Origin of the sequence: Pseudomonas grandcourensis (assembly GCF_039909015.1) — a bacterium.
Taxonomy (GTDB): Bacteria; Pseudomonadota; Gammaproteobacteria; order Pseudomonadales; family Pseudomonadaceae; genus Aquipseudomonas; species Aquipseudomonas grandcourensis.
The window spans coordinates 1,187,475-1,206,348 of the sequence record NZ_CP150919.1; the positions used below are offsets into that span (position 1 = coordinate 1,187,475).

Annotated in this window: 17 protein-coding genes; 10 read left to right on the forward strand and 7 right to left on the reverse strand. The window is 62.2% G+C overall.

Annotation, left to right across the window (positions count from 1 at the left end):
- Positions 1-12 precede the first annotated feature (12 nt).
- On the forward strand, positions 13-3,909 hold the full coding sequence (gene purL / locus AABM52_RS05200) for a phosphoribosylformylglycinamidine synthase (RefSeq protein ID WP_347910796.1): 3,897 nt from the start codon (positions 13-15) through the stop codon (positions 3,907-3,909).
- A gap of 5 nt (positions 3,910-3,914) precedes the next feature.
- The gene (locus AABM52_RS05205) at positions 3,915-4,226 is read left to right on the forward strand and encodes a YqfO family protein (protein WP_347910797.1); all 312 of its coding nucleotides are present in this window, start codon (positions 3,915-3,917) and stop codon (positions 4,224-4,226) included.
- A 171-nt stretch (positions 4,227-4,397) separates the two neighbouring features.
- On the opposite strand, the gene nagE is transcribed toward AABM52_RS05205, so the two are convergent.
- The 7 genes from nagE to AABM52_RS05240 all read right to left on the reverse strand — a co-directional run bounded on the left by nagE (position 4,398) and on the right by AABM52_RS05240 (position 13,069).
- Positions 4,398-6,113, reverse strand: a complete 1,716-nt coding sequence (gene nagE / locus AABM52_RS05210; RefSeq protein WP_347910798.1) for an N-acetylglucosamine-specific PTS transporter subunit IIBC — start codon at positions 6,111-6,113, stop codon at positions 4,398-4,400.
- 40 nt (positions 6,114-6,153) lie between these two features.
- Positions 6,154-8,670 (reverse strand): phosphoenolpyruvate--protein phosphotransferase, encoded by a 2,517-nt coding sequence (ptsP, locus tag AABM52_RS05215; protein ID WP_347910799.1) that lies wholly within the window; start codon positions 8,668-8,670, stop codon positions 6,154-6,156.
- A gap of 36 nt (positions 8,671-8,706) precedes the next feature.
- Complete coding sequence (locus AABM52_RS05220; protein WP_347910800.1) at positions 8,707-9,729, reverse strand: SIS domain-containing protein; 1,023 nt, start codon at positions 9,727-9,729, stop codon at positions 8,707-8,709.
- On the reverse strand, positions 9,710-10,816 hold the full coding sequence (gene nagA / locus AABM52_RS05225) for an N-acetylglucosamine-6-phosphate deacetylase (protein WP_347910801.1): 1,107 nt from the start codon (positions 10,814-10,816) through the stop codon (positions 9,710-9,712). The genes AABM52_RS05220 and nagA overlap by 20 nt, the downstream gene beginning before the upstream one ends.
- Positions 10,817-10,866: 50 nt before the next feature.
- The gene (locus AABM52_RS05230; RefSeq protein ID WP_046040977.1) at positions 10,867-11,598 is read right to left on the reverse strand and encodes a GntR family transcriptional regulator; all 732 of its coding nucleotides are present in this window, start codon (positions 11,596-11,598) and stop codon (positions 10,867-10,869) included.
- 294 nt (positions 11,599-11,892) lie between these two features.
- A complete protein-coding gene (locus tag AABM52_RS05235; RefSeq protein ID WP_046040978.1) occupies positions 11,893-12,396 on the reverse strand; it encodes a murein L,D-transpeptidase family protein in 504 nt (167 codons plus the stop codon).
- A 121-nt stretch (positions 12,397-12,517) separates the two neighbouring features.
- Positions 12,518-13,069: an NUDIX hydrolase gene (locus AABM52_RS05240; RefSeq protein WP_347910802.1), complete on the reverse strand. Its 552-nt coding sequence runs from the start codon at positions 13,067-13,069 to the stop codon at positions 12,518-12,520.
- A gap of 14 nt (positions 13,070-13,083) precedes the next feature.
- Between AABM52_RS05240 and AABM52_RS05245 the strand changes: the two genes are divergently transcribed.
- The 8 genes from AABM52_RS05245 to guaB all read left to right on the forward strand — a co-directional run bounded on the left by AABM52_RS05245 (position 13,084) and on the right by guaB (position 18,802).
- Positions 13,084-13,227: a hypothetical protein gene (locus tag AABM52_RS05245; protein ID WP_185754788.1), complete on the forward strand. Its 144-nt coding sequence runs from the start codon at positions 13,084-13,086 to the stop codon at positions 13,225-13,227.
- The gene (locus AABM52_RS05250) at positions 13,217-13,816 is read left to right on the forward strand and encodes a CoA pyrophosphatase (RefSeq protein WP_347910803.1); all 600 of its coding nucleotides are present in this window, start codon (positions 13,217-13,219) and stop codon (positions 13,814-13,816) included. Before AABM52_RS05245 ends, AABM52_RS05250 begins: the two co-directional genes overlap by 11 nt.
- 72 nt (positions 13,817-13,888) lie before the next feature.
- Positions 13,889-14,413 (forward strand): gamma carbonic anhydrase family protein, encoded by a 525-nt coding sequence (locus tag AABM52_RS05255; RefSeq protein ID WP_218429474.1) that lies wholly within the window; start codon positions 13,889-13,891, stop codon positions 14,411-14,413.
- The gene (locus AABM52_RS05260) at positions 14,410-14,625 is read left to right on the forward strand and encodes a DUF1289 domain-containing protein (protein ID WP_347910804.1); all 216 of its coding nucleotides are present in this window, start codon (positions 14,410-14,412) and stop codon (positions 14,623-14,625) included. Before AABM52_RS05255 ends, AABM52_RS05260 begins: the two co-directional genes overlap by 4 nt.
- A 206-nt stretch (positions 14,626-14,831) precedes the next feature.
- Positions 14,832-15,299, forward strand: a complete 468-nt coding sequence (locus tag AABM52_RS05265; protein WP_347910805.1) for a VUT family protein — start codon at positions 14,832-14,834, stop codon at positions 15,297-15,299.
- 87 nt (positions 15,300-15,386) lie between these two features.
- On the forward strand, positions 15,387-16,568 hold the full coding sequence (gene purT / locus AABM52_RS05270) for a formate-dependent phosphoribosylglycinamide formyltransferase (RefSeq protein WP_347910806.1): 1,182 nt from the start codon (positions 15,387-15,389) through the stop codon (positions 16,566-16,568).
- 99 nt (positions 16,569-16,667) lie between these two features.
- Positions 16,668-17,216 (forward strand): sugar ABC transporter ATPase, encoded by a 549-nt coding sequence (locus AABM52_RS05275; protein WP_347910807.1) that lies wholly within the window; start codon positions 16,668-16,670, stop codon positions 17,214-17,216.
- Positions 17,217-17,332: 116 nt separating this feature from the next.
- The gene (gene guaB, locus AABM52_RS05280) at positions 17,333-18,802 is read left to right on the forward strand and encodes an IMP dehydrogenase (RefSeq protein WP_347910808.1); all 1,470 of its coding nucleotides are present in this window, start codon (positions 17,333-17,335) and stop codon (positions 18,800-18,802) included.
- Positions 18,803-18,874: the final 72 nt, after the last annotated feature.

Below are 18,874 nucleotides of genomic sequence, written 5' to 3' on the forward strand. Positions count from 1 at the left end.
GCTGTCCCGAAGATGTTGATCCTGCGCGGCGCTCCTGCCCTTTCTGCCTTTCGCCACAGCAAGCTCCTTGAGCAACTGAGCCAGAAGGTTCCGGCTGTCAGTGGCCTGTATGCTGAATTCGCTCACTTCGCCGAAGTTACCGGCGTCCTGACCGGCGACGAACAGCAGGTGCTTGCGCGCCTTCTGAAGTACGGTCCAAGCGTTCCGGTACAGGAACCGACCGGTCATCTGTTTCTGGTACTGCCGCGTTTCGGCACCATCTCGCCGTGGTCGAGCAAGGCCAGCGACATCGCTCGCAACTGTGGCCTGGCGAAAATCCTGCGCCTGGAGCGCGGTATCGCGTTCTACGTGGCCGGCCAGTTCAGCGACGCTGAAGCCCAGCTGATCGCCGACGGTCTGCACGACCGCATGACCCAGATCGTCCTGGGCAACCTCGAACAAGCCGCCGGCCTGTTCAGCCACGCCGAACCGAAACCCCTGACCGCCATCGACGTGTTGGGTGGCGGCCGCGCCGCGCTGGAAAAAGCCAACACCGAGCTGGGCCTGGCCCTGGCCGAAGACGAGATCGACTACCTGGTCAACGCCTTCGTCGGCTTGAAGCGCAACCCGCATGACATCGAACTGATGATGTTCGCCCAGGCGAACTCCGAGCACTGCCGTCACAAGATCTTCAACGCCAGTTGGGACATCGACGGCCAGAGCCAGGAAAAAAGCCTGTTCGGCATGATCAAGAACACCTACGTGATGCACAGTGAAGGCGTCCTGTCGGCTTATAAGGACAACGCTTCGGTGATCGTCGGCTCCGTGGCCGGTCGTTTCTTCCCGGACCCTGAAACCCGCCAGTACGGCGCGGTACAGGAACCGGTGCACATCCTGATGAAAGTCGAGACGCACAACCACCCGACCGCGATCGCCCCGTTCCCGGGCGCATCCACCGGTTCCGGTGGCGAAATCCGCGACGAAGGCGCGACCGGCCGTGGCGCCAAGCCGAAGGCTGGCCTGACCGGTTTCACCGTGTCCAACCTGCAGATCCCGGGCTTCGAACAGCCGTGGGAAGTGCCGTACGGCAAGCCTGAGCGCATCGTCACCGCGCTGGACATCATGATCGAAGGCCCGCTGGGCGGCGCTGCGTTCAACAACGAATTCGGTCGTCCGGCCCTGACCGGCTACTTCCGTACCTTCGAACAGTCGATCACCACCCCGCACGGTGACGAAGTTCGTGGCTACCACAAGCCGATCATGCTGGCCGGCGGCATGGGCAACATCCGTGAAGAACACGTCAAGAAAGGCGAGATCCTGGTCGGCTCCAAGCTGATCGTGCTCGGCGGCCCGGCGATGCTGATCGGCCTGGGCGGCGGCGCGGCTTCCTCCATGGCCACCGGCACCAGCTCGGCAGACCTGGACTTCGCATCGGTACAGCGCGAAAACCCTGAAATGGAGCGTCGCTGCCAGGAAGTCATCGACCGTTGCTGGCAACTGGGCGACAAGAACCCGATCAGCTTCATCCACGACGTGGGTGCGGGCGGTCTGTCCAACGCCTTCCCGGAACTGGTCAACGACGGCGACCGCGGTGGCCGTTTCGAACTGCGCAACATTCCGAACGACGAGCCGGGCATGGCCCCGCACGAAATCTGGTCCAACGAATCCCAGGAACGTTACGTTCTGGCGGTCGGCCCGGCTGACTTCGAGCGCTTCAAGGCGATCTGCGAGCGTGAGCGTTGCCCGTTTGCCGTGGTCGGCGAAGCCACTGCCGAACCGCAGTTGACCGTGACCGACAGCCACTTCGGCAACAGCCCGGTGGACATGCCGCTGGAAGTCCTGCTGGGCAAAGCCCCGCGCATGCACCGTTCGGTGGTTCGTGAAAACGAGCTGGGCGACGATTTCGATCCGTCGACCCTCGACATCGCCAACTGCGTCGAGCGCGTCCTGCATCACCCGGCCGTGGCCAGCAAGAGCTTCCTGATCACCATCGGCGACCGCACCATCACCGGCCTCGTGGCCCGTGACCAGATGGTCGGCCCGTGGCAGGTTCCGGTGGCCGACGTTGCCGTCACCGCCACCAGCTTCGACGTCTACACCGGTGAAGCCATGGCCATGGGCGAGCGTACTCCGCTGGCACTGCTGGACGCTCCGGCGTCGGGCCGCATGGCCATCGGCGAAACCCTGACCAACATCGCGGCATCGCGCATCGGCAAGATCTCCGACATCAAGCTGTCGGCGAACTGGATGTCCGCTGCCGGTCACCCGGGTGAAGACGCACGCCTGTACGACACTGTGAAAGCGGTCGGCATGGAACTGTGCCCTGAGCTGGGCATCACCATTCCGGTGGGCAAGGACTCGATGTCCATGGCCACGCGCTGGAACGACAACGGCGAAGACAAATCCGTCACGTCGCCAATGTCCCTGATCGTGACCGGTTTCGCGCCAGTGACTGACATCCGTCAGACCCTGACCCCGCAACTGCGCATGGACAAGGGCACCACCGACCTGATCCTGGTCGATCTGGGTCGTGGTCAGAACCGCATGGGCGCCTCGATCCTGGCTCAGGTTCACGGCAAACTCGGCAGTCAGGCTCCGGACGTCGATGACGCCGAAGACCTTAAAGCTTTCTTCGCGGTGATCCAGGGCCTCAACGCCGATGGCCACCTGCTGGCTTACCACGACCGTTCCGATGGTGGTCTGTTGACCAGCGTCGTGGAAATGGCCTTCGCCGGTCACTGCGGTCTGAGCCTGAATCTCGACGGTCTGGCAGAAACCTCCGCCGACATCGCCGCCATCCTGTTCAACGAAGAACTGGGCGCCGTGATCCAGGTTCGTCAGGACGCGACCCCGGACATCCTCGCGCAGTTCAGCGCTGCTGGTTTGGGCGACTGCGTATCGGTGGTCGGTCAGCCGATGAACAACGGCGAGATCAGCATCACCTTCAACGGCGAAACCGTGTTCGAAGGCCAGCGTCGTCTGCTGCAACGTCAGTGGGCCGAGACCAGCTACCAGATCCAGCGTCTGCGTGACAACGCCGACTGCGCCGAGCAAGAGTTCGACGTTCTGCTGGAAGAAGACAACCCTGGCCTGAGCGTCAAGCTGAGCTACGACATCAACCAGGACATCGCCGCGCCTTACATCAAGAAAGGCATTCGCCCACAGGTTGCCGTACTGCGTGAGCAGGGCGTCAACGGTCAGGTGGAAATGGCGGCTGCGTTCGACCGCGCCGGTTTCAACGCGATCGACGTGCACATGAGCGACATTCTGGCCGGTCGTGTCGACCTGAACGAGTTCAAGGGCATGGTCGCTTGCGGCGGCTTCTCCTACGGCGACGTACTGGGTGCCGGTGAAGGCTGGGCGAAATCCGCGCTGTTCAACAGCCGTGCCCGCGATGCGTTCCAGGGTTTCTTCGAGCGTAACGACAGCTTCACCCTCGGCGTGTGCAACGGTTGCCAGATGATGTCCAACCTGCACGAACTGATCCCGGGCAGCGAGTTCTGGCCGCACTTCGTGCGCAACCGTTCCGAGCAGTTCGAAGCCCGTGTTGCCATGGTGCAGATCCAGGAGTCGAACTCGATCTTCCTGCAAGGCATGGCCGGTTCGCGTATGCCGATCGCCATCGCCCACGGCGAAGGCCATGCCGAGTTCTCCAGCGAAGAAGCACTGCTGGAAGCCGACCTGTCCGGTTGCGTGGCGATGCGTTTCGTCGACAACCACGGCAAGGTCACCGAAAGCTACCCGGCCAACCCGAACGGCTCGCCGCGCGGGATCACCGGTTTGACCAGCCGCGACGGTCGCGTGACCATCATGATGCCGCACCCGGAGCGAGTGTTCCGCGCCGTGCAGAACTCGTGGCGCTCCGATGACTGGAACGAAGATGCACCGCTGATGCGTATGTTCCGTAATGCTCGGGTCTGGGTTAACTGATAGCCGTGTACAAGCTCAGCTTCTTTGTTCCCGACAGTCATGTGGAGCAGGTTAAAAGTGCCGTATTCGCCGTCGGTGGCGGTCGAATCGGTGCTTACGACCACTGTGCATGGCAGGTGTTGGGCCTGGGTCAGTTTCGTCCACTGGATGGCAGTCAGCCATTCATTGGCGAAGCAGGGCAGGTTGAGCAGGTCGAGGAATGGAAGGTTGAGCTGGTGGTGGCCGATGAGTTGATTCGCTCGGTAGTGGCGGCTCTGAAGCAGAGCCATCCCTACGAGACACCGGCTTATGAAGTGTGGCGGTTGGAGGATTTCTGATTCTCTGGCTGCTGAAATGAGAAACCCGCTGAAAGAGATTTCGGCGGGTTTTTTGTTGCCTTGAGTTCCCCTGTAGGAGCTGCCGCAGGCTGCGATCTTTTGATTTTATTTTTAAGATCCAGATCAAAAGATCGCAGCCTTCGGCAGCTCCTACAATATGTACGTCGTAGATCAAACCTTGGCACTCACCTCACTGCGATTGACCAACGCTTCCAGCGCACCACTCAAGCTCGGCGCCTTGTCGCCAACCAACAGATGCCACACGCCACCGTCCAGCTGACTCACACCCTGGCAGCCCAGGGTTTTCAAATCGTACTCCGACAACGCCTTGCCATCCGCCAGTTGCAGGCGAATGCGGGTCATGGCGACGCAATCCAGTTGCAGCACGTTGTCGCCACCGCCGAGGGCGTTCAGCCATTGCTGGGCTTCAGGTGTCGCCACGGCGGCAGCTTTCGGTTCATCGGCCAATGCGGCAGGAGTGGAGACAATGGCCCGACCCAGCGCCGGCATCGCCAGGCGAATCTCATCGGCAATCGCGTCGGCCATCGGCCCGACCACCACCTGCAAACTCCCGCCCTTGCCCGGACGCACCACGGCCATGGCGCCGAGGGCCTTCAAATCGCTATCCGAGGCCTTGTTGCGATCCACCATGTCCAGGCGCAAGCGGGTGGTGCAGGCGCCGACGGTGATCAGGTTTTCGGCACCGCCCAGGGCCTTGATGTAAGCACCGGCACGCTCGTTGTCGGCAACTACAGTCTTCTCGACGGTGGCGGCATCTTCACGCCCCGGGGTTTTCAGGTCGAAGCGGCGGATACAGAAATCAAACACCACGTAATAGATCACCGCATACGCCAGGCCCACCGGGAACACCATCCAGCCGTTGGTGGATTTGCCCCAGCCAAGGATCATGTCGATGAAGCCCCCGGAAAAGGTGAAGCCCAGGTGGATGTTCAGGGCATTGGTGATGGCCATCGACAGGCCGGTCAGCAACGCGTGCAGCAGATACAGCAACGGCGCGAGGAACATGAAGGCGAATTCGATCGGCTCGGTGACGCCGGTCAGGAATGCGGTCAGGGCCATCGACAGGAAGATCCCCCCCATCACCTTGCGCCGTTCCGGCAGGGCGTTGCGGTACATCGCCAGGCAGGCGGCGGGCAGGCCGAAGATCATCATCGGGAACATGCCAGTCATGAACTGGCCACCTTTCGGGTCGCCGGCGAAGTAGCGCGATAGATCGCCGGTCACCAGCGCGCCGGTGGTGGGGTCGGTGAAGTTGCCGAACACGAACCACGCCATGTTGTTGAGGATGTGGTGCAGGCCGGTGACGATCAGCAGGCGGTTAAACACGCCGAAGATGAATGCGCCGAAGCTGCCGCTTTCCATCATCAGCGTGCCGAAGCTGTTGATGCCATGTTGGATCGGCGGCCAGATGTAGCCGAACACCACGCCTAGGCCCACGGCGGCGAACCCGGTGACAATCGGCACAAAGCGCCGGCCGCCGAAGAACGCCAGGTACTCCGGCAGCTTGATGTCCTTGAAGCGGTTGTACAGCGCGCCGGCCATCAGGCCGCTGACGATCCCGGCAAGCATGCCCATGTTGATGCTCGGGTCGAGCACCTTGAGGGTGGAGATCATCACCAGGTAACCGATCACCCCGGCCAGACCCGCCGTACCGTTGTTGTCCTTGGCGAAACCGACGGCGATGCCGATGGAGAAGATCATCGCCAGGTTGGCGAAGATCACCTGGCCGGCGTCGTGGATGATCGCGATGTTCAGCAGGTCGGTATCGCCCAGGCGCAGCAGCAGGCCGGCAATCGGCAGGATCGCGATCGGCAGCATCAGCGCGCGGCCGAGGCGTTGCAGGCCTTCGATGAAAAGTTGGTACATGGCGGTTCTCCGTGGATTTTTGTTCTTCTTTTGTAAAGAGCTAGCTCAGAGGCCAGTGCTGGTGACAGGCGTGACGCACCGCGCCGGCGCTGCTCAGCTTGAGCAGACCCTGGCTGATGCGCCGGCATTCGCTGGCGTCGAGATGCCGCACGCGGTCCTTGATTTCACCGACCTGTACCGGGCTCACCGAAAGCTCACCGACCCCCAGACCGATCAATACCGGCGTCGCCAACGGATCGGACGCCAGTGCGCCGCACACACCCACCCAACGGTTGTGCTGCGCCGCACCGGCGCAAGTCTGGGCGATCAACCGCAGCAGTGCCGGGTGCAGCGCATCGACGCGGGCGGCGAGCCCGGCGTGGTCGCGGTCCATGGCCAGGGTGTATTGCGACAGGTCGTTGGTGCCGATGGACAGGAAGTCCGCGTGTTCGGCCAGTTGCTCGGCCAGCAGCGCGGCGGCCGGAACCTCGATCATGACGCCCAGCTCCGGACGTTGTGTCAGGCCCAGTTCTGTACACAAGGCATCGAGGCGCTGGCGGATGTGCAGCAGCTCATCGACTTCCGTGACCATCGGCAGCAGGATCCGGCAGCGTGACAATGGGCGCAGGTGCAGCAGCGCGCGCAATTGCTGGTCGAGCAGTTCAGGGCGAATCTGGGCCAGGCGAATGCCGCGCAGGCCGAGCACGGGATTGGCCTCGGCGGGCAGTGGCAGGTAGTCCAGTTGCTTGTCGCCGCCGACGTCGATGGTGCGGATGATCACCGACTTGTCGCCCATGGCATCGAGCACCGCTTGATAGGCGTGCTGTTGTTCCTGTTCGTCCGGGGCAGTGTGGCGGTCGACGAAGAGAAACTCGGTGCGCAGCAAGCCGACGCCGTCGGCGCCATTGGCCAGTGCGTCTGCCGCTTCCGTGCTGGACGCCACGTTGGCGGCGACTTCGATGCGCAGGCCATCGGTGGTCAGTGCGGGGGTGTGCGCCTGGGCCTGTTGTTCGGCCCGGCGTTGTTGCTGTTGCTGTTGCTGCTGACGCACGTCGGCCAGACGCTGTGTGCCGGGTGTCAGTTCGAGGCGGCCGCCGTCGGCGTCCAGCACCACCGGTTGCCCCTGTTGCTGATCGAGCAGCGTCGAGCCCAGTGCGACCATGCACGGCAGGCCTTTGCCCCGGGCCAGAATCGCCACGTGGGAGGTCGCGCCGCCTTCGGCCATGCACAGCCCGGCGACGCCTTGCTGGCTCAGTTGCAGTAAATCGGAAGGTGTCAGTTCATGGGCCGCGACGATGGCGCCGGCCGGCACGTCGTAATGCCAGGTATCGCCGAGCAATGCGCGCAGCACCCGTTGCTTGAGGTCGCGCAGGTCATTGGCGCGTTCGGCCAGCAAGGTGCTGCCGGTTTGCTGGAGGACTTGGCATTGCACGTTGATGGCCTGGCTCCAAGCGTGGGTCGCGGCAGTGCCCTGGGCGACGGTTAGACGGGCGGCGTCCAGCAGGGCCGGGTCTTCGAGCAGTGCCAGGTGTGCGGCGAAAATCGCTTCTTCAGCGGTGTCCTTGTGTTTTTTCGCCTGGGCCAGCGTGTGCTCGATTTCGCTGCGCACCTGGTTCAGTGCCGCGTCCAGCACTTGCAGCTGTTGTTGCGGATCATGTTGGCCCGCATCCACCGGCAGGCTGATCGCATTCAGGCGAAACAGCGGCCCGCCGACCAGGCCGGGTGCCGCACAGACGCCGTGCAATACACCGGCTTCGGCGGGGCGATTGCGTTGGGCAATCGTGGCTGGCGCGGCAGCGTGGTGGTCCTCGGCCAGGGCGGTGGATAACGCGGTCAGCAAGGCTTGCAGTGCAGCTTCGGCATCCGGGCCCTGGCAACTGACCTGGACTTCTGCCTGTTCGCCGATGGCCAGCCCCATCAGGCCGATCAGGCTGTCGCAGGTGGCCGACTTGCCGGCGAAATGCAGCTGCGATTTGCTTTTGAAACCTTGCGCGGTCTGACGGATCAACGCAGCCGGCCGCGCGTGCAGACCGCCACGGTGAGCAATGCGCACCAGACCGACAATCTCTTCGCCCGAAAACTCGGTATCAACCGGTGCGCTCGACGTCTGTCGACGAATGATGTGCAGCAGCGGCTCGCCGACCTTGACCGACTTGAGGGTGATGGGCCGTGCCTGAAAGTCCTGGCTGTTGGTGAGGATCAGCAGACTGACCAGGCTCCTGCACTGTTGCGCAACCTTGTCCAGATCGTAGCGCAGCAGCGGTTGGCCGTTGGCGACGCGCGCGCCTTCCTTGACCAGCATCGAGAAGCCCTCGCCCTGCAACTCGACCGTGTCGAGGCCCAGGTGCAGGAGCAATTCCGCGCCGTTGTCGGCACGCAGGGTTACCGCGTGACCGGTGCGGGCGACATGCACCACCACACCGGCGCAGGGGGCGTGGAGCGTGTCGTTGAGCGGATCGATGGCGATGCCATCACCCATGGCGCCGCTGGCAAACACCGGGTCCGGGACTTTGGCGAGCGTGAGCACCGGGCCGCTGAGCGGGGCGCTTAAGGTCAGCTCTTTATTGTTGTTATGCATGGCTCGGTCTCATCAGGAAATCGTTTCGAGTCGGACTCAATGGGTGCGCGTCACTTTGCTCAGGTGTCGCGGCTGGTCCGGGTCCATGCCACGGGCCACAGCCAGGCCGGCGGCCATCACGTAGAAACTCTGGATCGCCAGAATCGGGTCGAGGGCCGGGTGTTCGGCGCGGGTCAGGGTCAGGTCGCGTTCAAGCACGTCATCCGGCGCGGCCAGCAGGACACGGGCGCCGCGCTGGCGCATGTCGGCGGCCAGGCTCAGCAGACCGGCCTGTTCGGCACCCCGTGGGGCAAACACCAGCAGCGGGTAGTTGTCACCGATCAACGCCATCGGACCGTGACGGACCTCCGCGCTGCTAAAGGCTTCGGCCTGGATCGCCGAGGTCTCCTTGAACTTGAGCGCCGCTTCCTGAGCGATGGCGAAACCGGCGCCACGGCCGATCACCATCAGCCGCTGGCAATCGCGCAAGGCCTCGATGGCCGGGCTCCAGTCCTGTTGCGCGGCGTGGCGCAGGCCATCGGGCAAGGCAGAGCCGGCCTCGAGCAGTTCGGCGTCTTCTTTCCAGTGGCCAATCAACCGGGCGCTGGCGCTGAGGGTGGCGATGAAGCTCTTGGTCGCGGCGACGCTGCTTTCGGTACCGGCCAACAGCGGCAAACTGAATTCGCAGGCGGCTTCCAGCGGCGATTCTTCGGCGTTGACCATCGAAATGCTCAGGGCGCCGCGCTTGCGCAACAGGCGCAGGCTGTTGACCAGGTCCGGGCTTTGCCCCGATTGCGAAAAGGCGAATGCCACCTGGCCGCTGACCTTCAATGGTGCCTGCTGCATGGTCACCACCGACATCGGCAGCGACGCCACCGGGATGCCCAGCAGTTGCATGGTCAGGTAGGCGAAGTAGCTGGCAGCGTGGTCGGAGCTGCCGCGCGCCACGGTCATGACCACTTGCGGCGGCTGACGACGCAGGCGTCCGGCGATCTCGATCATCTGCGGGTCGAGTTGCTGCAATTGGGCTTGCACGGCCTCGAACGAGGACAGCGCCTCTTCAAGCATTTTTGAAGTCAATGTCTTCTCCTTCGACCATCACGGCGGTCAGTTTCAGTGAGCGATCCAGCCGCACGCAGTCGGCCCAGGCCCCCGGTTGCAGGCGCCCGCGTTCGGTGATGCCGAGGTAGTCGGCGGGGAATTGCGACAGGCGCTGCGAGGCTTCGGCGATGGGAAGGCCGATCTTCACCAGGTTGCGCAGGGCCTGATCCATGGTCAGGGTGCTGCCGGCCAGGGTGCCATCGGGCAGGCGCACGCCGCCCAGGCATTTGGTCACGGTGTGGCTGCCGAGCTTGTACTCGCCATCGGGCATGCCGGCGGCGGCGGTCGAGTCGGTGACGCAATACAGGCACGGAATCGACCGCAGGGCCACGCGGATGGCGCCGGGGTGCACGTGCAACAAGTCCGGAATCAGTTCGGCGTATTTGGCGTGGGCCAGCGCGGCGCCGACGATTCCGGGCTCGCGGTGATGCAGAGGGCTCATGGCGTTGTAGAGGTGGGTGAAACTGCTGGCGCCGGCCTCCAGCGCGGCCACGCCTTCCTCATAACTGCCCAGGGTGTGGCCGATCTGCATGCGAACGCCGCGGTTGCTGAGGTCACGGATCAAGGCATCGTGACCGGCGATTTCCGGGGCAATGGTGATCACCCGGATCGGCGCGAGCGCCAGGTACGCTTCGACTTCGGCCATCAGCGCGGTATGGGCGAAGTTGGGTTGCGCGCCGAGTTTGCCGGGGTTGATGTAGGGGCCTTCGAGGTGTACGCCGAGCACCCGGGCGCAGCCTTGGGGGCGCTGCTCACAGAATTCGCCGACGGCCTGGAGCACGCTGGAGATCTCTTCGCTCGGTGCCGTCATGGTGGTGGCCAGCAACGACGTAGTGCCGAAGCGCAGGTGGGTTCGGGTGATGGTTTCGAAGGCCGGCGCGCCTTCCATGATGTCTTTGCCGCCGCCGCCGTGAACGTGCAGGTCGATGAAGCCCGGCAGCAGGTACGGCAGCTCGTTGTCCGCCGGATCGCAGGCCTGGCCCTCGATCGACACGACTTTGCCGTGCTCGTGGACCAGTCGGCCGCGAACCCAGCCGCGGGCGGTGAGGATGTTGTCTTCGGACATGATCGGGATCTCGGTTTTTTAGCGACGCAGCTCTCTATCTTCGAAACTCTTTATCTTCGAAGCTCTGCCACAAAGTCGTAGTAGTCGTTGCGGCAATAGGTGTCGGTGACTTCGATGGGCGTGTTGTCTTCGAGGTAGCCGACCCGGGTCATCAGCAACATGGCGGTGCCGGGGGCGATGCCCACCAGTGCGGCGAACTCGTCCGAGGCGTTGATCGCCTGGATATGCTGCAGGGCGCGGACCACCGGTTTGCCGATGCCGTCGAGGAATTCGTAGAGGGAGTCGCCCACCGCCTGCGGCTTGGGAATGATCGAGGCGGGCAGGGTACTCATCTCGATGGCCATCACCGTGTCGTCGGCCTTGCGCAGGCGTTTGAGGCGCGCGACCTTGTCGTTGGGCGACAGGCCGAGGCGGATCAGCTCTTCGTGGGTCGGCAGGGTGATTTCCCGCTCCAGCCATTGCGAGCCGGGCACGAAACCCTTGAGGCGGAGCATTTCACTGAAGCCGGAAAGGCGCGACAACGGTTGTTCGAGGCGCGGCGTGATGAAGGTTCCGGAACCCTGGTTGCGGCGGATCAGGCCTTGTTCGAACAACACTTCCAGCGCCTTGCGGGCGGTGACGCGGGAGATGCCCAGCGTCTCGCTCAGATTGCGTTCCGATGGCATTGCCTGCTCGGCTTTCCACTGGCCGGCGTGGATCGCCGCTTCCAGATTGCGTGCCAGTTGCAGGTACAACGGCGTGGGTTGGGTGTCATCGGGGCGCAGGGCCTGGAGATCGTTCATGGCGGGTGTCCGGGGCGGATATTGGAATGTTTTTGCCCGTGAATGGGCAAAAACTAATACCACTTGAATACCATGTCAACGCCAGAGCTTTGCTGCTTGTGTAGGGAATCCCGCCTTTTCGGCTGGTTGGAATGGGAGTTGGTTTGAAGTGGTATTAGCGGTAGGGTTTAAAGCGACAAAGATCGCAGCCTGCGGCAGCTCCTGCAGAGCGAAATGGTATTCACCCTGTAGGAGCTGCCGCAGGCTGCGATCTTTTGAATTTATTTTTTGCGGGCGACCAACGGTCGTGGGGGATTACGGGCGGATTTCGATCATCGTGCCGTCCGGCACCAGGTTCCAGACTTCGCGCATGTCCATGTTGCGCATGGCGATGCAGCCGTCGGTCCAGTCCAGGGTGTGGAACAGGTCTTCCGGGGTATCTTCGCTGTCCGGGGTGCCGTGGATCATGATCATGCCGCCGGGTTCAACGCCTTCACGACGAGCGCGGGCAGAGTCGCTGATGTTCGGGTAGGAAATGTGCATCGCCAGGTTGAAACGGTCGCTGACTTTGCGCCAGTCGACCCAGTAGAAGCCTTCCGGAGTGCGCTTGTCGCCTTCCATCAGCTTGGGCCCCTTGGGGCGCTTGCCCAGGGAAATGCGATAGGTCTTGAGCGGCTTGCCGTCATTGATCAATTGCAATTGATGGGAAGACTTGAGAATCAGGATCTTCTCGATGACCTTGCCGTCCAGGGTTTCCACGGCAGAAGCCTGGGACACCGTGACAAACGACAAACAGAACAGGGCAAGCAACCAGCGCATTGAAACGATTCCCCAGGAGGTGTCGCGACTATTTATGTATAGAAGTTTTTGCAGGAGCTGCCGCAGGCTCGTGCCGCGTTCGGGCGGTCTTTCGGCGCCTTTGAGTGATGCCGAGATGACATCAGATAATGGCAGGCTGAGCAAGTGGCGGGATCGATTCAGACCGAACGGGATAGACCTCGGTCCGCCGGTCAGCGAAGAAGCATTCTAAGGTACGGCCCACTGTGCGGAAAGCCAGCTCATCCCATGGAATGTCCGCTTCGTCGAATAGTTGCACTTCCAGGCTCTCGGGGCCGGCAGAAAAGTCCAGGTCGGCCAGCTCGGCACGGAAGAACACATGCACCTGGCTGATGTGCGGCACGTCGATCAGGGTATAGATGCTCAGGTTGCGCACCCGGGCGCAGGCTTCCTCGGCGGTTTCGCGAATGGCGGCCTGTTCGATGGTCTCGCCGTTCTCCATGAAACCGGCGGGCAGGGTCCAGTAGCCGCGACGTGGCTCGATGGCCCGTCGGCACAACAACACCTTGGTGCCCCAGGTCGCCACGCAACCGGCGACGATGTTGGGGTTCTGGTAGTGAATGGCGTGACAGCTGTCGCAGACAAAACGCAGGCGCGAATCGCCTTCGGGAATGCGCTGGGTTATCGGGTTACCGCACTGGCTGCAAAATTTCATGCTGGGGTTCCTGAATGCTGCGCCTATCTTGGCGTGCGGCAGTGCCGGTCGGCAAGTTGTCGTTTCGCGACATGGGGCGGTTGCGGGGGTTGGGCGACCGCAGCGATTGGTGCATGATGCCGGGTAAGGCACAGATCGAGAACACTCATGCTGGATGAGCTACTGCATCGGGTTAGTAACCACACACCACGCATACTGGAGACCGACCGTCGTTTTCCCGAGGCCGCGGTGCTGGTGCCCATCACTCGCAGTGACGAACCCGAGCTGGTGTTGACCCTGCGTGCCAGCGGCCTGTCGACCCATGGCGGCGAAGTCGCCTTCCCCGGCGGGCGCCGTGACCCCGAAGACCCCGACCTGATTTTCACCGCCCTGCGTGAAGCCGAAGAAGAGATCGGCCTGCCGCCGGGGCTGGTCGAGGTGATCGGCCCGCTCAGCCCGCTGATCAGCCTGCATGGCATCATGGTCACGCCCTATGTCGGGGTGATCCCGGATTTTGTCGAATACCGGGCCAACGATGCCGAGATCGCCGCAGTGTTCAGCGTGCCCCTGGAGTTCTTCCGCAAAGACCCCCGCGAACATACCCATCGCATCGATTATCAGGGCCGCAGCTGGTACGTGCCGAGCTATCGCTTTGGCGAATACAAGATCTGGGGGCTGACGGCGATCATGATCGTCGAGTTGATCAACCTGGTGTATGACGCCAAAATCAGCCTGCATCAGCCTCCCAAAAGCTTTATCAATATCTGAAGCCATCGTTCGAATGGTCTCAATCCTGGTTTTGCTGAAAAAAAGCCTGCCTGAGCCTTGAGGAATACAACAATGAAATACCGCCTGGGCGACGCCCGCGTCGAAACCCATCCACAGAGCTGGGTCGCACCCAATGCCGTGCTGGTAGGCAAGGTCAAGCTGGAAGAGGGCGCCAACGTCTGGTTCAACGCCGTATTGCGCGGCGACAACGAATTGATCCTGATCGGCAAGAACAGCAACGTCCAGGACGGCACCGTGATGCACACCGACATGGGTTACCCGCTGACCATCGGTACCGGCGTGACCATCGGCCACAACGCCATGCTCCACGGCTGCACCGTCGGCGACTACAGCCTGATCGGCATCAACGCGGTGATTCTCAATGGCGCGAAGATCGGCAAGAACTGCATCATCGGCGCCAATTCGCTGATCGGCGAAGGCAAGGAGATTCCGGACGGATCGCTGGTCATGGGCTCGCCCGGCAAAGTGGTGCGCGAATTGACCGAGCCGCAAATCAGGATGCTGGAGGCCAGCGCTGCTCATTACGTGCACAACTCGCAGCGCTATGCCCGCGACCTGGCTGAGCAGGAACAATGACCACCAGCGAACGCCCGGTTGCATCGCCCTGCGTGAATATTTGTGCGCTGGATGACGATGACATCTGCACCGGTTGCCAACGCACAGTGGAGGAGATTACCCGCTGGAGCCGCATGGACAACGACGAGCGGCGCAAGGTGCTGGGGTTGTGTCATGAGCGGGCGAAGTCCAGTGGGTTGATCTGGATGTTGCCTTCCAAATCCGATAACTGAATTGGCCCCAGAAAGTGCTTCGCACTTTATCGCGAGCAAGCTCGCTCCCACATTAGTTTGGTGTCGATCACAAAAGTGGGGTCGACATGAATCAATTGTGGGAGCGAGCTTGCTCGCGATGAGGCCGCCACAGTCACCACTTCTATTGGCCCAAAGTCATCCCTGAAGTACCCTGTGCACAAAATTGACAGGTACTTGTACACGCCATGCTCTTCCTGATCGCCTACATCGGCAGCGTCGTGCTGATCAACTACGCCTTTTCCACCGCACCGCACCTGGACATCATCTGGTCGGCCTGGGGCGGGTTGGTGTTTGTGTTGCGCGACATGGTGCAAGCCCGGTTCGGGCATGGCGCCCTCGCAGCGATGCTGGTGGCGCTGGTGTTGTCCTATGTCACCTCCGATCCGTCCATCGCCCTGGCCAGCGCCACGGCGTTCGCGGTCTCCGAGTGCATCGACTGGCTGGTGTTCAGCATCACCAAACGCCCGTTGCACGACCGCCTGTGGATAAGCTCGGCCCTGAGCATTCCCCTCGATACCTTTATCTTTTTCGGCATGATCGACGCCCTGACGCCGGGGGTGATCCTCACCGCCCTGGGTTCGAAATTCGCCGGGGTCACCGCCGTGTGGCTGATCATGGCCTGGCGCCTGCGCAAACAGGCTGTCGTCAGCTGAAGTTCATGTAAAATGCCGCGCTTTCTCCCCATGGGAAGCGCGCATGGCGACGCGTCCCTCGATGATCCGCTTCTTGAGGACCTTCAGATGACCCGTATCGGAACTCCATTGTCGCCGACCGCGACCCGCGTATTGATGTGTGGCTGTGGCGAGTTGGGCAAGGAAGTGGTGATCGAACTGCAACGCCTGGGCGTTGAAGTGATTGCCGTGGACCGTTACGCCAACGCGCCGGCCATGCAGGTGGCGCACCGCAGCCACGTGATCAACATGCTCGACGGTGCGGCCCTGCGCGCCGTGATCGAAGCCGAGAAGCCACACTTCATCGTGCCGGAAATCGAAGCCATCGCCACCGCGACCCTGGTGGAACTGGAGGCCGAAGGCTTCACTGTGATCCCGACCGCCCGCGCCGCGCAGCTGACCATGAACCGCGAAGGCATCCGTCGCCTGGCCGCTGAAGAGCTGGACCTGCCAACCTCGCCGTACCACTTTGCCGACACCTTCGAGGACTACAGCAAAGCCGTCGAAGACCTCGGTTTCCCATGCGTGGTCAAGCCGGTCATGAGTTCCTCGGGCAAGGGCCAGAGTCTGCTGCGCAGCGTCGATGACGTGAAGAAAGCCTGGGATTACGCCCAGGAAGGTGGCCGTGCCGGTAAAGGTCGGGTGATCATCGAAGGCTTCATCGATTTCGACTACGAAATCACCCTGCTGACCGTGCGTCACGTCGGCGGCACCACTTTCTGCGCGCCGGTCGGCCACCGTCAGGAGAAGGGCGACTACCAGGAATCCTGGCAGCCGCAAGCCATGAGCCCGATTGCCCTGGCTGAATCCGAGCGTGTCGCCAAAGCCGTGACCGAAGCCCTGGGTGGCCGTGGTCTGTTTGGCGTCGAGCTGTTCATCAAGGGCGATCAGGTGTGGTTCAGCGAAGTCTCGCCGCGCCCGCACGACACCGGCCTGGTCACACTGATCTCCCAGGACCTGTCGCAGTTCGCCCTGCACGCCCGCGCGATTCTCGGTCTGCCGATCCCGTTGATCCGTCAATTCGGGCCATCGGCCTCGGCGGTGATCCTGGTGGAAGGGCAGTCGACCCAGACCGCTTTCGCCAACCTGGGCGCTGCCCTGAGCGAACCGGATACCGCGCTGCGTCTGTTCGGCAAGCCTGAAGTCAACGGCCAGCGCCGCATGGGCGTGGCCCTGGCCCGCGACGAATCGATCGAAGCCGCCCGCGCCAAGGCAACCCGTGCTTCGCAGGCGGTTGTCGTAGAGCTGTAAAAACAGCTATGGCGGGCCTATAACTTCTTATAGGCCCGCCTGCAATCCACTACAGGGATTGTTGATCGACCCTTTCATTAAAGCTTCAGGCCTGTACCCATGAATTCCCAAAGCATCATCGTCCCGAAAATCTCCACACTGCCGGTGCACGAGCCCCGGGCCCGGGCGATCGTGCGTTGGCTGGTGCGCAAGAACATCATCGAGGAAGAGCTGACCACTTGCGGTCGCACCGGCAATCGCATGGCCCATGCCATCGCCGACGGTGCCCGCGCAGTGGTCCTGCACCCCGAAGCCCTGCCGTACGGCGAGCCGATCAATGGCCTGGAGATCATCACCAAGCGCTGCATCTATACGCCAGCCAAGGGTTTTCTTGAGGAGGCGGGCTGCGCCGAGTGCCGCAAGGAAGTGGGTGAAGCCCTGTTCGAAAGCCTGGAAGACTGGATGCCGGGGCGTACCGACAACTTCACCTGCCCCGAATGCGGGCATGAAGACGACATCAACGGGTTCCTGTTCCTGCAGGAATGCGGCTTCTCCAACCTCGGTTTCATCTTCAATAACTGGGCCGAAGCCGGGTTCAAGCAGAGCTTTATCGATGAATTCGCCGATTGGCTCGATCAGCCGGTCAGTTGGGTGAAAGTCGAATTGTAGGGGCGCCAATCCCCGTATGTCAGTAATGCCAATAATAGACAGAGTTTTACATTGAACCCGAGGGGGTGTCTGACTATAATGGCGCGCTTCCATTTTCCCGCTCGGGAGCCCCCGCGATGCTGCGTATCAGCCAAGAAGCTCTGACATTCGACGACATTCTCCTAGTGCCCGGTTATTCCGAGGTGCTTCCTAACGAAGTCAGTCTCAAGACCCGCCTTACCCGTGGCATCGAGCTGAATATTCCACTGGTCTCCGCCGCCATGGACACCGTCACTGAAGCCCGTCTGGCAATCGCCATGGCTCAGGAAGGTGGTATCGGTATCATCCACAAGAACATGACCATCGAGCAGCAAGCTGCCGAAGTCCGCAAGGTCAAGCGTTACGAAGCCGGTGTGGTCAAGGACCCGATCACCATCGTCGCCGACGCCACCGTGCGCGAGTTGTTCGAACTGACCCGCATGCACAACATCTCCGGCGTTCCGGTGCTGCACAATGGCGACCTGGTCGGCATTGTCACTTCCCGTGACGTGCGTTTCGAGAACCGTCTGGAAGCCACTGTCCGTGATGTGATGACGCCTAAAGAGCGTCTGGTCACGGTCAAGGAAGGCGCCGACAAGAACGATGTGCGTGAACTGCTGCACAAGCACCGCATCGAGCGCGTGCTGATCGTCGACGACAAATTCGCCCTCAAAGGCATGATGACCGTCAACGACATCGAAAAAGCCAAGGCTTACCCGCTGGCGAGCAAGGACGATCAAGGTCGTCTGCGTGTTGGCGCTGCAGTCGGCACCGGTAAAGACACCGGTGACCGCGTTGCAGCCCTGGTCGCTGCCGGTGTTGACGTGGTGGTGGTCGACACTGCTCACGGTCACTCCAAGGGCGTGATCGACCGCGTTCGCTGGGTCAAGCAGAACTTCCCTGAAGTGCAGGTCATCGGCGGCAACATCGCCACCGGCGCTGCCGCCAAGGCCCTGGCCGAAGCCGGCGCTGACGCCGTCAAGGTCGGTATCGGCCCTGGCTCGATCTGCACCACCCGCATCGTCGCCGGTGTCGGCGTGCCGCAAATCAGTGCCATCGCCAACGTCGCCGCTGCCCTCGAAGGCACTGGCGTACCGTTGATCGCCGACGGCGGCATCCGTTTCTCCGGTGACCTGTCCAAGGCCATCGTGGCCGGTGCTTCCTGCGTGATGATGGGCTCGATGTTCGCCGGTACCGAAGAAGCGCCGGGCGAGATCGAACTGTTCCAGGGCCGTTCGTACAAGGCTTATCGCGGCATGGGTTCGCTGGGCGCCATGTCCCAGGCTCAAGGTTCCTCCGACCGTTACTTCCAGGACTCTTCGGCAGGCGCCGAGAAGCTGGTTCCGGAAGGCATCGAAGGGCGTGTTCCGTACAAGGGCACCCTGAGCGCGATCATCCACCAGTTGATGGGCGGCCTGCGCTCCTCGATGGGCTACACCGGCAGCGCCGACATCGAAGAGATGCGCACCAAGCCTGAGTTCGTGCGGATCACCGGCGCCGGCATGGCCGAATCCCACGTTCACGACGTGCAGATCACCAAGGAAGCGCCAAACTACCGCGTAGGTTGAGCCTTCAAGCAACAAGCTAAGCAACCGGGGCTGTTTTATTCAGCCCCGAGTTGTTTCTGAATCACGACTGTT

Coding starts and splice junctions, on each gene's coding strand:
- AABM52_RS05255 (WP_218429474.1), top strand. CDS start 13,889: ATGAAATACCGCCTGGGCGACGCCCGCGTCGAAACCCATCCACAGAGC.
- AABM52_RS05245 (WP_185754788.1), top strand. CDS start 13,084: ATGCTGCGCCTATCTTGGCGTGCGGCAGTGCCGGTCGGCAAGTTGTCG.
- AABM52_RS05275 (WP_347910807.1), top strand. CDS start 16,668: ATGAATTCCCAAAGCATCATCGTCCCGAAAATCTCCACACTGCCGGTG.
- AABM52_RS05265 (WP_347910805.1), top strand. CDS start 14,832: ATGCTCTTCCTGATCGCCTACATCGGCAGCGTCGTGCTGATCAACTAC.
- purT (WP_347910806.1), top strand. CDS start 15,387: ATGACCCGTATCGGAACTCCATTGTCGCCGACCGCGACCCGCGTATTG.
- AABM52_RS05250 (WP_347910803.1), top strand. CDS start 13,217: ATGCTGGATGAGCTACTGCATCGGGTTAGTAACCACACACCACGCATA.
- AABM52_RS05235 (WP_046040978.1), bottom strand. CDS start 12,396: ATGCGCTGGTTGCTTGCCCTGTTCTGTTTGTCGTTTGTCACGGTGTCC.
- nagE (WP_347910798.1), bottom strand. CDS start 6,113: ATGTACCAACTTTTCATCGAAGGCCTGCAACGCCTCGGCCGCGCGCTG.
- ptsP (WP_347910799.1), bottom strand. CDS start 8,670: ATGCATAACAACAATAAAGAGCTGACCTTAAGCGCCCCGCTCAGCGGC.
- AABM52_RS05240 (WP_347910802.1), bottom strand. CDS start 13,069: ATGAAATTTTGCAGCCAGTGCGGTAACCCGATAACCCAGCGCATTCCC.
- AABM52_RS05260 (WP_347910804.1), top strand. CDS start 14,410: ATGACCACCAGCGAACGCCCGGTTGCATCGCCCTGCGTGAATATTTGT.
- purL (WP_347910796.1), top strand. CDS start 13: ATGTTGATCCTGCGCGGCGCTCCTGCCCTTTCTGCCTTTCGCCACAGC.
- guaB (WP_347910808.1), top strand. CDS start 17,333: ATGCTGCGTATCAGCCAAGAAGCTCTGACATTCGACGACATTCTCCTA.
- AABM52_RS05230 (WP_046040977.1), bottom strand. CDS start 11,598: ATGAACGATCTCCAGGCCCTGCGCCCCGATGACACCCAACCCACGCCG.
- nagA (WP_347910801.1), bottom strand. CDS start 10,816: ATGTCCGAAGACAACATCCTCACCGCCCGCGGCTGGGTTCGCGGCCGA.